At 68.6% G+C, this 10,642-nt stretch carries 12 protein-coding genes; 6 read left to right on the top strand and 6 right to left on the bottom strand.

Features of this window, described 5'->3' with window-relative positions:
* A partial coding sequence (locus tag LFM09_RS34405; RefSeq protein ID WP_414100753.1) for an adenosine-specific kinase occupies positions 1-205 on the bottom strand: 205 nt, incomplete at its 3' end.
* A 131-nt stretch (positions 206-336) separates the two neighbouring features.
* On the opposite strand from LFM09_RS34405, the gene LFM09_RS34400 reads away from it, so the two are divergent.
* A complete protein-coding gene (locus LFM09_RS34400) occupies positions 337-1,215 on the top strand; it encodes a universal stress protein (RefSeq protein WP_414100752.1) in 879 nt (292 codons plus the stop codon).
* Between the two features lie 44 nt (positions 1,216-1,259).
* Here LFM09_RS34400 and fbp read toward each other — a convergent pair whose 3' ends face one another.
* Complete coding sequence (fbp, locus tag LFM09_RS34395) at positions 1,260-2,504, bottom strand: fructose-1,6-bisphosphate aldolase/phosphatase (protein ID WP_414100751.1); 1,245 nt, start codon at positions 2,502-2,504, stop codon at positions 1,260-1,262.
* Between the two features lie 423 nt (positions 2,505-2,927).
* On the opposite strand from fbp, the gene LFM09_RS34390 reads away from it, so the two are divergent.
* A complete protein-coding gene (locus tag LFM09_RS34390) occupies positions 2,928-3,320 on the top strand; it encodes an ATP-dependent metallopeptidase FtsH/Yme1/Tma family protein (protein ID WP_414100750.1) in 393 nt (130 codons plus the stop codon).
* Positions 3,321-3,604: 284 nt separating this feature from the next.
* Here LFM09_RS34390 and LFM09_RS34385 read toward each other — a convergent pair whose 3' ends face one another.
* Positions 3,605-3,742, bottom strand: coding sequence for a hypothetical protein (locus LFM09_RS34385; protein ID WP_414100749.1), 138 nt, complete (start codon positions 3,740-3,742; stop codon positions 3,605-3,607).
* 177 nt (positions 3,743-3,919) lie between these two features.
* Here LFM09_RS34385 and LFM09_RS34380 point away from each other — a divergent pair, with 177 nt between their 5' ends.
* Positions 3,920-4,936 (top strand): hypothetical protein, encoded by a 1,017-nt coding sequence (locus LFM09_RS34380; RefSeq protein WP_414100748.1) that lies wholly within the window; start codon positions 3,920-3,922, stop codon positions 4,934-4,936.
* A gap of 490 nt (positions 4,937-5,426) precedes the next feature.
* Here LFM09_RS34380 and LFM09_RS34375 read toward each other — a convergent pair whose 3' ends face one another.
* Positions 5,427-6,047, bottom strand: a complete 621-nt coding sequence (locus LFM09_RS34375; RefSeq protein WP_414100747.1) for a lamin tail domain-containing protein — start codon at positions 6,045-6,047, stop codon at positions 5,427-5,429.
* Positions 6,048-6,175: 128 nt separating this feature from the next.
* Positions 6,176-7,513 carry a phosphoribosyltransferase family protein gene (locus tag LFM09_RS34370; RefSeq protein ID WP_414100746.1) on the bottom strand — a complete coding sequence of 446 codons (1,338 nt, stop codon included), beginning with the start codon at positions 7,511-7,513 and terminating at the stop codon, positions 6,176-6,178.
* 108 nt (positions 7,514-7,621) lie between these two features.
* Between LFM09_RS34370 and LFM09_RS34365 the strand changes: the two genes are divergently transcribed.
* Together LFM09_RS34365 and LFM09_RS34360 are read left to right on the top strand one after the other, a co-directional pair.
* Positions 7,622-8,050: a DUF2267 domain-containing protein gene (locus LFM09_RS34365; RefSeq protein WP_414100745.1), complete on the top strand. Its 429-nt coding sequence runs from the start codon at positions 7,622-7,624 to the stop codon at positions 8,048-8,050.
* Positions 8,047-8,403, top strand: a complete 357-nt coding sequence (locus LFM09_RS34360) for a hypothetical protein (RefSeq protein ID WP_414100744.1) — start codon at positions 8,047-8,049, stop codon at positions 8,401-8,403. Before LFM09_RS34365 ends, LFM09_RS34360 begins: the two co-directional genes overlap by 4 nt.
* Positions 8,404-8,429: 26 nt before the next feature.
* Here LFM09_RS34360 and LFM09_RS34355 read toward each other — a convergent pair whose 3' ends face one another.
* Entirely contained in the window at positions 8,430-8,636 is a 207-nt protein-coding gene (locus LFM09_RS34355) for a dodecin family protein (protein ID WP_414100743.1), read from the bottom strand.
* 144 nt (positions 8,637-8,780) lie between these two features.
* On the opposite strand from LFM09_RS34355, the gene polX reads away from it, so the two are divergent.
* Complete coding sequence (gene polX, locus LFM09_RS34350) at positions 8,781-10,496, top strand: DNA polymerase/3'-5' exonuclease PolX (RefSeq protein WP_414100742.1); 1,716 nt, start codon at positions 8,781-8,783, stop codon at positions 10,494-10,496.
* Positions 10,497-10,642: the final 146 nt, after the last annotated feature.

Raw genomic sequence — 10,642 nt, 5'->3', positions numbered from 1 at the left:
CGAGCTCCACCAGGTCCGGGTCGTTGCCGGAGTGGCGGACGAGCCTGGGCCCGGAGGCCTCGCAGAAGGCGAGTCCGAACCGCAGGTGCGGGCTCGCGCCGGCGAGTGCCTCGTGCAGATCCTCGACCGACTTGATGAAGTGCGCCTGCCCGATGATGACGTTGAGGTCGTCAGGCTTCTCGACCCTGACCGCGATGATGGACATCAATCGAGTGTGGCCTGCGTGCGACCGCCGGGTTCAGTGGCGAAAGTCCTCGCGGACCAGGCAACTCTGCCCCGTGTGATCCGTGCCCGTGCGCCCTGCCGCAGACCACCGGCGGGCAGGACGCTGGGTGCATGAGCAAGGGACCTGGAGCTCCGGTCGTTGTCGGCGTCGACGGCTCGGCCTCCGCGCTCGAGGCCGTCGAGTGGGCAGCCGACGAGTGCCTGCGCCACCATGTGCCGCTGCGCCTGGTGCACGCGTACCCGATGCCGATCCCCAGCCGCGACGACATCGGGCTCGTCGGCGAAGACCTGAACCGTGCGTTGCAGGCGCAGGGCCGCAAGTGGTTGCGGCGAGCGCAGGACACGGCTCGTGTCATCGCACCGGATGTCACCGTCACCACCCGCATCGCCTCCACCGGTGACGTGCCGCTGCTCGTCGACGAGTCCGAACGGGCCCGGCTGGTCGTGCTGGGTTCGAGAGGCCTCGGCGGCTTCAGCGACCTCCTCGTCGGATCCACCGCCCTCGCACTGGTGTCACACGGCAAGTGCCCCGTGGTCGTCGCGCGGGACACACCCGCGCCCGACGGACCCGTGATCGTCGGCGTGGACGGCTCACCGGTGAGCGAGGCCGCGGTGGCGTTCGCGTTCGAGGCCGCGTCGATCCGCGGCGCGTCGCTCACCGCCGTGATGTCGTGGCAGGACTTCCTGCTCGACAGCGGCTACCGCGACACGAAGATCGCCACCGACTGGACACAGGTCGAGGACGACGAGCGGCGGCTGCTCGCACAACGGCTCGCCGGCTGGCAGGAGAAGTACCCCGACGTGTACGTCGACCGGGTGGTGGAGCGCGACCGCGCCGCGCGGGTGCTCATGCGGCTCGGCGAGCGGGCGCGGCTGCTGGTCGTCGGCAGCCACGGCCGCGGCGGCTTCACCGGGATGCTGCTCGGTTCGACGGCCAGAACCCTCGTGCACCACGCGCCCTGCCCGCTGGCGGTCGTCCGGCGATCGTGAATGGTGTCCGTAGCTATGACTACGGAAGCCACTCACGACCCTGGTTACCGCGGGACCGGCAGCGGTGCGGCGGCCATGGGTTCCCAGCGGTCTGCGAGCCGCTGCTCCAGCTGGTGCATGGTGGTGTACTCGAGGTCCTCCAGCGGCAGGCGGTGTGGTTCGAAGGGGCCGTGCCTGCGCAGGTAGTCCATGGCTTCGTTGGCCTGCGACCGGGCCCNTGCGAGCCGCTGCTCCAGCTGGTGCATGGTGGTGTACTCGAGGTCCTCCAGCGGCAGGCGGTGTGGTTCGAAGGGGCCGTGCCTGCGCAGGTAGTCCATGGCTTCGTTGGCCTGCGACCGGGCCCGGTCGAACGACGGGTCGTCGAACATGTCGCGTGGCCCGATCAGCTTGCCGTCCTTGACCTGGAATCCGAGTGCCGTGACCCGCGGCGGGCCGTCGAATCGCGCGGGGTGGGCCTGGCCGATGCTCACCGGCATGATCGGCGCGTGGTGCGAGCCGCGCATGCAGCCCGCCACGGCGTAGGGGAACGCGAAGGGCTCGAGCACCTCGCCGACGGCGGGCAGGCCGGACTGGGCGCGCACGATCATCACGGGGTCGTCCTTGCCGACGTACTTGCCCGCGATGAGCGACAACCGCTGCGTCGAGGTCGCCGCGGCTTGCTCGTCGAGTGTCTTGGACTGCACCGAATGAATGACGTAGCGAGCCGGTGCGCCGATGTACATCAGCATCTCGTAGAGGTCGGAGGGGCAGTCGAACCAGATCTTCTTCTCCTCGTGCAGGTCGTAGACCTCGAACCGGAAACCGGCGTGCATCTTCGAGTCGATGACGAGACCCGCGGTGTTGAACGGGTCGGCGAACATCTTGTACAGCGGCAGGTTCCACGCGCCCGGCTCGGTCTTGTCCGCGAGGAAGCAGATGATCGGCTCGCTCGGCCGCTCGGTGAACTCGAGCTCCGCGTAGCCCGGGCCCATGCCGCGCAGGTTGCCGCTGAACGCGTCGGACAGCAGGTCCTGACCCGCTCCGTAGAGCCCGAGACGTTTCGCGATCACAGTGGTCTCCTGGAAGACGTCCCAGGCGAACGAGTGGATCGGTTCCGCGTCGGAACCGTGCTCGTGGGTCATGATCAGCGAGATGTCGTCGCCGCAACTGGCGACCTGCGCGTCCACCAGCAGGTGGTCGCCGACCGCCCGGCGCAGCGCTTCGCCGGCAGCCGCCATCATGTCCGGGTGTACGGACGAGTGTCCGACGAAACCTCCCGTGTCGGCTTTGATGATGCTCAACGTGATCATGTTTCGTCTCCTCTGGGTCGACTCCGCGTGAGCGCGTATGCGGTCACGGTGCTCGCGAAGCAGGGGGCGCAGGAGAGACGAAGGTCCCGAGCGGGCCAATGCCAAGGACCGTTTCGCGTGTTCGGCGGCGGCGAACCTGACCCGACTCTCATCGACTGCCTAATGCGACTGCTTCCTGTCGCGAACCGGCGTCGGGGCCGGGTGAGTGCCGAAACGGGGCTGTGCGGCCGTCCCGGCACGGGTCCTGCGCAGTCGCGTGGCCACCACCGGACGTGACCGAAGCGCACTGCTGGCCGATCGGGCGGTGGTCGGTTGGATCGACCGCAGACCAAAGTCCCTCGTCTGAGGCCCAGTGGTCCCTGGGGAGCTGCTCGGCATGCGCCTTACCGTCGGAGAAATCAGGCATCCGATGAGGAGGCGACGTTGTCGCGTGCGGCGAAGTCGGGTCCACCATCTGATCCGGCCCCCAGTGCGCCCCCGGCGCGGCCATCGCGCTGGTGGTCGTGGCTGGCGTTGCTCGTCACGCTGGCCTTCCTGGTGCTGATGTTCTGGCCCAGCCAGTGGTCGATCCAGGTGAGCTCGCTGTCCTACACGGACTTCGTGTCCAAAGTGGACGGCAATCAGGTCGTGTCGGTCACGATCGACGACCACGGCTCGGTTCGCGGAACGCTGCGGGACGGAAGCGCGTTCGTGCTCGTCAAGCGTCAGCCACGCGACCCGGCGCGTGTGCATGGCGTCGCCCAGCTGAGCCCACTGCGCCAGCAGTGCGGTCTTACCGCATCCCGCTGGCCCCGTGACGAGAGTGACCGGAACTGATGACACGTGGTCCTCTGCAGCGGTCATGAGTGTGTCGCGATGTACGAGCGAGACCGCTGAGCCGGGAAGGCGGAATCTGGGCGGAACGGCCTCGCGTCGGGGTCGATCACACTCCGAACTGTCGGACATGGTGGTGATTCTCCTGACGGACTTGTCGCGCTTGATCGCGCGATCGAACCGCATCAGCGTTCGGGTGCACACTTGGCCGCATTCGCCTTGCCAGAATGGGAAAACAGGACCAGCGCACGGGTGAGGACAGCCGTTAACCTCGACAGCAGGCTCGTTCACGCCAGCGTTCCCGCGGTCACGAGCGGGGAGGGCCGGCCGCACCCGTCATCACGAGTACCGCCAACGACGAGCCTGAACAGCACGACGGCCAGCACGATGCGACGGGACCGTGCGCGGCGGGGTAGACGGCTCATGAAGCGAGCACCTCCTCCATGCTCCGACGCTTCTCAGTGCCGCACTGGTCGGCTTCCTCCGTGCGGGGCGGTAGCGCTGGGCCGTGAGGCGGCGGTTCATCCGCGCCGGGCGAAGCAGCGGTGCGGGTGATCCCGGAACCTGTGGGATGTTCGCGACGGGACAGAGGAGTTGCGGCCGTGCCGAACATCTGCCGACCCAGGTTGAGTGATCTGCTCGACGTCGTCCGACCCACCCGCCCGGTGGCGTCGGTGTATCTGGGCCCGACCTCGGCGTGCCCGTGGCAGCGGCGGTGGATCCAGCTCGCGGACCAGCTGTGCAGCGATGGCGCGAGCCAGGACGTGGTCGACACGATCGGCGCGGCGTTGCGCAGCGCTCTCAGTGCCGACTCGGCACAGGGGTCGCTCGTGGGGTTCGCGGGCGTTGAGCAGCCGCCGCAAGTGTTCTCCACTCCGGGGCTGCGTCACCTGGATCTCGCGTGGTTCAGTGCTCCGGCCCACGTGCTGCCCTTGTTGGCTTGGGCGCAGGAGCGGCCGCCGTGCGTTGTCGTGGCTGCCGGACACGACGACGCCGAGCTGGTCGTGGGTAGCGCCAGGCGGGTGCACTTGCGTTACCCCGGCCAGGCTTGGAGGGAGGGAATCCGGTCCGCGGCGGCGGCAAGCGCGGCGCTGCTCGAAATGGAGGAAGCCCGGCTGCTGGTTGTCGCAGCGGAGGACGCCGTGGTGGGCGCGTTGTGGGAGTCGTTGCCCGAACCGGTTCGGCGTGATGTGACTGTCCGGTGGGTCGGTACCGACCTGAGCTCGAGCCGGGTCGAGGCGGAGGTACGAGCCGCCGCCCAGTCGTGGACCGAGGACGTGCTCGCGGACTTCAACGAACGAGGTCGCTCCCGTCGACTGGGTGTGGAAGGAGTCGACGACACGCTCGCCGCACTTGCCGGCGGGCGGATCGACGACCTGTTCGTCGGTCATCCCGAGGACGTCACGGCGACCGCGTGGTACGGCCTGGAGCCGACCGACGTGGCACCCGGCCGTGTCGCCGGGGCGCGACGCCGGTGCGGCCTGCTCGTTGATGTCGCCGTGCGCGCGGCGTTGCTCAGCGGCGCGCGGGTGCACGTGATCAACCCAGGCGCTCGCGGTGCACCAGAAGCCGGTATTGGCGGGCTGTGCCGCGTGCCGCTGACCCTCGTGCGGTCGTGACCGCGGAGATCGTGCCCCAGGTCGGCCGGTGGCGCCAACGGCGAGCGCGATCGAGGAGCATGCCTGGGAGACCGCACACAGGACACACGCCGAGTACCGGGAGCTGCCGGAGGCGACGCGGAAGCGGATGGCGCGCACCCATGCACGAGCGGGACGACCGTCATCGCGCGCTCGACGACGCCGCGACTCTCCACCGGGCCGAGGTGTTACTGGAGCAGCGCTACCGCGTCGAGGATGTGCTGCAGGCGGTGCACATTCTGCGGAGAAGGCCGCCACGCATCTTCGAGCCGAGTGTGCGGGAGCGGGTTGTAGCAGCGCGAGGCCGGCGGCGACGTGTGTCCCGCCCGGCTCGTCCGCGAACGGTTGGTTTCTCGGCAGGATCAGCGAGTTCCTGGTGTCACAGGATCGCCTGCCGACCCGCTGGGACGGCAGCGAGAATTCTCCTGCGTACGTGCTCGCGGCGCTGGACTCACCGAGTCGGCGGGGACGTTCAGGGGGTGGCTATGTCGATGTGGAAGTCGGTGCGGTTGTCGTCGGTGTCGGTGCCCAGGATGTCGCGGGTGATGGACGCGCCGATCAGCTGCGGCGGTGGCGCCAGGGCGGGGCGGCCTTCCAGCTGACAGGTCGGCGCACCCGGTGGGGACTGCGTCTTCCACGCGACCGCGTCGATTCTGGTCGTTCCGCGCAACAATGCCGCCCCTCCGGCGCGTGCGGTCAACAACCCCTCAGGCTCCATCCCCGCGGCCGGCAGCACGAAGGGTGTGGAGGTGGTACCGGAGAATTCGCTTCCTGTCACCAGCACCGTCTGCCGCGGTGGGATGACCCATGACTCGCCGGCCGGGTCGACCAGCGGAATGACCCTGGTCACCTGGCAGCGCGGATCGTAGAACCGCACCACCATCCCGCTCAGATCCTGGTGACTGGTGCTGACGTTGCGCAGTTCCAGGAACTCGTCGTGGGGACCGTTGACCCCGCCGACGTACACCTCGTTGATCACCATCGTTCTCGAGATCTGCGGCACGACGCCCGTCGATTCCGCCTTGGCCTCGGTACCGCACGGCGCGACGCCACAAACAGCGGTAGCGGCAAGGATCAGAAGTCGTTTCGTCACGAACAACAATGTCCCGCTCGAGTCGTGTGAAGGACAAGGGGCCAGCGAGCGACCGGGCGCGACCGTGTCACGTACCAGATCTTCGTCACCTGTCCGGGCACCGTCTCAAGTTGAGTTCGCTCCTCCCATCACTTCGCACGTGGCGGATCCTGGTCGGTCGTGAGGTGGGTGAGGAACCAGTCGCGGGCGAGCTGTGCCACTTCGTCGAGGGTTCCTGGTTCTTCGAACAGGTGGCCGGCGTCGGGGACGACGGTGAGTTCGCTGGCGCAGCGCAGGTGTGTGCGGGCTTCGCGGTTGAGGTCGAGCACGAGGGGGTCGTGACTGCCGACGATCAGCAACGTCGGGGTGCGAACCCAGGGCAGTCGGTCACCTGCGAGGTCGGGGCGGCCGCCGCGGGAGACAACGGCGGCGATGTTGGTGCGCGGGTCGGCGGCGGCTCGCAGTGCGGCCGCTGCGCCGGTGCTGGCCCCGAAGTAGCCGATCCGGAGGTGTTCGCAGCCGGGTTGGGTGCGCAGCCAGGCGGTGGCGTCGACGAGGCGGTGGGCGAGCAGCGGGATGTCGAAGACCAAGCTGCGTCGGATTTCCTCCTCGGGGGTGAGGAGGTCGAACAGCAGTGTGCCGAGCCCTGCTTGGTTGAGGACTTGGGCGACGTGGCGGTTGCGGGGGCTGTGCCTGCTGCTGCCGCTGCCGTGCGCGAACACCACGAGTCCGGCGGCGTTGCCGGGCATGGTGAGGTGGCCCGCGAGCGGAACTCGCCCGGCGAGCACCTCCACGTCCTCGTCACGGGCGGGCGGATCAGCCTCGGTGGTCACCGGATCCGGGACGGTGACCGACTCGGTGGCAAGGCGCAGCAGGTCCACGACCTCGGCGTCGGTGATCTGCCGGAAGTCGTCGTACCACTGGCCGACGGCGAAGAACCAGGACGGAGTCTCCAGGCATACCACGCTGTCCGCTTCGGTGTGCAGCGCGGCGAGGGCGTCGGGTGGGGCGACCGGCAGCGCGAGGATCACCTGCGCGGCGCCCTGTGCTCTGGCCACCTGGCATGCGGCGCGAGCGGTGGATCCGGTCGCGGCGCCGTCGTCGACGACGATCGCGGTGCGGCCGGCCAAGGAGATCCGGGGGCGGTCGCCGCGGAAGCGGTGCGCGCGGCGGTCGAGCTCGGTGCGTTCGCGCGCTTCGACTCCCTCGAGCTCTACGGGCGTGATCCGGCAGGCGCGCAGGACACGCGGATCGACCACGCGTACGCCGTTCTCGCCGATGGCGCCCATGGCCAGCTCCGGCTGGTAGGGCACGCCGAGTTTGCGCACCACGATCACGTCCAGAGGCGTGCCGAGCGCGCGGGCGACCTCGTAGGCCACGGGCACGCCGCCACGGGGCAGCCCGAGCACGACGACGTCCTGGCCGCGCAAGTGCGCCAGCCGCTCGGCGAGCCGTTGCCCGGCTTCGGTTCGGTCGGCGAAGGGCATGACCTGATGGTGTCCCCGCCCAGGGGAAGACGACAGGGACGTTGGTCACTCTGCGGGCAAGGCCTACGACGGTGGCAGCGGGCGCCGGAATGCAGTCCGATGGAGTACATGACGACGACCAAGACAGGCCTGTTCGACCACGCCCTGGAAAGCGCGAACGTTCTGGTGCGGGACGTCGCGCAGGCGTTCCCGACCGATGACCGGCGGTTCGCGCATCGCGTGCTGCGTGCGTGGCTGCACGTGCTGCGGGACCGGTTGACGGTGGAGGCGAGCGCGCACTTCGCCGCGCAGCTGCCCGAGCTGGTGCGCGGGATGTACTACGACGGCTGGAACCCGAGCCGGGTCCCGGAGAAGTTCGACGCCGAGGAGTGCGCAGACCGGCTCGTCCGTGAGGCGAACATCGCGCGCAAGGACGTGCCGACGGCGGTCGCCGCGGTCGTGTCGGCGCTGCAGGGTCACTTGTCCGAGGGAATGCTGGAGAAAGTCTTCGCGCAGCTTCCGCCGGACGTCCGGCTGTTGCTCAACCCGCTGTCATGAGCACGCGTGAAGCCGCGCGGGCAGCGCTGGACTCGCTGGGTGCGCACCGAAGAGACGCCCGGCGGCTGAGCGTGCGGTGTTCTCGTAGCCACCACGTGGCTAGTGTGTACGTCACGCCTGCGGGCTTGGTGTATGCCTCCGTGATCGGGCCGCATTCGCACGGCTCCAGGGACCGCGTGGACGAACCGCATCACGGCGCATCGCACGGCACGGAGCTGGTCGAGCCACTGGAGGGCGGTCCGCTGGTGGACGACGCGCTGCCCGCCTCCTGCGAGTGCGGGCCGCGCGTGCTGTCCCGAGCCGACCTGCTGCGTGCACTGGCACAGGGCAGAAGAAGGTTTGACGTCCTCTGACATCAGTCCACAGTGGATCGGAAGGGTTACTCGTCGAGGACGAAGGTGACCAGCATGTGCACCCGGTGACCCGTGATGCGGCCGTCGGTCACGTCCACGTGCTGTTCCTTGATCCACACCGATTTGGTGTTGCGCAGTGTTTGCGTCGCTCGTTCGACGCCCGTCGAGATGGCGTCCCCGAAACTCGTGTCGGACTCGGCGCTGATCTCGATGACGCGCGCCACGGTGCCCATGGCAACCTCCCGAGGAAGCAGTCGTTGATCGATGTTTCCTTGCTACGCCGGAAGTTTCGGTGCACCCAGGGCCTTTCGTCCTCGGGATCACGGGCAGAGCGGCCGTTGCCGGCAACGGCAGGCGATTGAGTCAATGGAGGAACCATGGCTCGGTCGAACGATGCGGTCGCGGCGATGTTGCAGGAGTTCGCGGATTTGCTCGCGATCTCGGGCGGTGATGCGCGCAAGGTGCGTGCGTACGAGAAGGCGGCCCGCGCGGTCGAGGGATACCCGCTGGAGGTCGACGGCCTCGACGTCAAGGGCCTGGACGCGATCCCGGCTGTGGGCAGCCACCTGGCCCGCAAGATCCTGGAGTTCGGCGACACCGGCTCGGTCTCCGAGCTGGACGAACTGCGTGCGAAGGTGCCCTCCGGCTTGCGGACGTTGCTGCGGGTGCCAGGACTAGGGCCGCGCCACGCCCTGCAGGTCTACACGGAGCTGGGCATCACCTCGCTCAGCGAGTTGACCAACGCCCTGCGCGAGCACCGGTTGCGGGAGTTGCGCGGCTGGGACGAGAAGAGCGAGCAGAACCTGGTGACGGCGATCCAGCAGGCGCACGGCGGTGCCGTGCGCTTCAGGCTGGACGTCGCGCTGGAGCTCGCTGGACGGGTGCTGGCACGGTTCGAAGCCGTCCCCGGTGTGTGGCGGGCGACGTACGCAGGATCGTTGCGGCGCATGCGGGACACCGTGGGTGACATCGATCTGCTGGTTGCCTCAGACGAGCCCGCGCCGGTGATGGACGCGTTGGTCGCGATGCCGCTCGTGGCACGGGTGCTGGCGAAAGGGCCGACCAAGACGTCGGTCGTGACCGACAGCGGCATCCAGGTGGACGTGCGAGTGATATCGCCGTCGTCCTGGGGTGCCGCGCTGATGTACTTCACCGGCTCCAAGGCGCACAACATCCGGGTCAGGGCACTGGCGGTGCGGGCAGGCCTGAAGTTGTCCGAGTACGGGCTGTTCTCCGCGGAAAGCGGTGAGCTGATCGTGGCAGGCACCGAGGAAGAGGTGTTCGCACAGCTGGGCCTGCCGTGGATTCCGCCGGTGCTGCGCGAGGACAACGGCGAGGTCGAAGCCGCACTCGAGGGGCGGCTGCCCGTGCTCGTCCAACTCGGTGACCTGCGTGGCGACCTGCACACGCACACCGGCCTGAGCGACGGAGTGGCGACGCTGGAGGAAATGGTCGCGGCGGCGAGGAAACGCGGGTACGAGTACTTCGCCATCACCGATCACGTCCCGCTGGCGTCCATGCGGCAGGTGACCATCGAGAGGGCACTGGCGCAACGGCAGCGCATCCGTGAGCTGGAGCCCGGCGCCGGGCTTACTTTGTTGCACGGTACCGAGGTGTACATCCAGCCCGACGGGTCACTCGGCTGGGAGGACGAGCTCCTCGCCGGCTTCGACATCGTGGTCGCGTCCGTGCACTCGTACTTCGAGCAGCCTCGCACGGAGATGACGGCCCGTTTGCTGCGCGCGATCGAGCACCCGTGCGTCCACGTGATCGGGCATCCCACCAACCGCGGCATCGGCCGGCGACCACCGGTGGACGTGGACCTGGAGGCGATGTTCCGCGCTGCGGCCCGTACGGGGACGGCCTTGGAGGTCAACGGGTTCCCGGACCGGCTCGATCTCGATGGCGAGGTGATCCGCTGGGCATGGAGCTTCGGCGTCCGGTTCGCGATCGCCACGGGCGCGCACGCGGTGTCACAGCTGGACAACGTGCGGTTCGGTGTGGCGACCGCACAACGCTGCTGGGCCGCGCCTGGGGAGGTGGTCAACACCTGGCCGCTCGACAGGCTGCGCCGGTTCCTCGGCACGGGATGAGCGGTGTTGCTTCACCCCGGCCGGATGAAGCAACACCGATGCACCGCGCGTGATCTGCTCGCACGAACTTCGTCGTCACGAGTGGAAGGGTGTCTTGGCAGATGACCTAGTGCGACGTGTGCGGGAACGACTACGACAAAGCATTC

The organism is Lentzea alba (assembly GCF_047445655.1).
GTDB lineage: Bacteria > Actinomycetota > Actinomycetes > Mycobacteriales > Pseudonocardiaceae > Lentzea > Lentzea alba_A.
Note: the sequence above shows the minus strand (reverse complement) of the source record. Positions and strands in the feature narration are given on the sequence as shown.

Coding starts and splice junctions, on each gene's coding strand:
- LFM09_RS34400 (WP_414100752.1), top strand. CDS start 337: ATGAGCAAGGGACCTGGAGCTCCGGTCGTTGTCGGCGTCGACGGCTCG.
- LFM09_RS34385 (WP_414100749.1), bottom strand. CDS start 3,742: ATGAGCCGTCTACCCCGCCGCGCACGGTCCCGTCGCATCGTGCTGGCC.
- LFM09_RS34370 (WP_414100746.1), bottom strand. CDS start 7,513: ATGCCCTTCGCCGACCGAACCGAAGCCGGGCAACGGCTCGCCGAGCGG.
- LFM09_RS34365 (WP_414100745.1), top strand. CDS start 7,622: ATGACGACGACCAAGACAGGCCTGTTCGACCACGCCCTGGAAAGCGCG.
- LFM09_RS34360 (WP_414100744.1), top strand. CDS start 8,047: ATGAGCACGCGTGAAGCCGCGCGGGCAGCGCTGGACTCGCTGGGTGCG.
- LFM09_RS34355 (WP_414100743.1), bottom strand. CDS start 8,636: ATGGGCACCGTGGCGCGCGTCATCGAGATCAGCGCCGAGTCCGACACG.
- polX (WP_414100742.1), top strand. CDS start 8,781: ATGGCTCGGTCGAACGATGCGGTCGCGGCGATGTTGCAGGAGTTCGCG.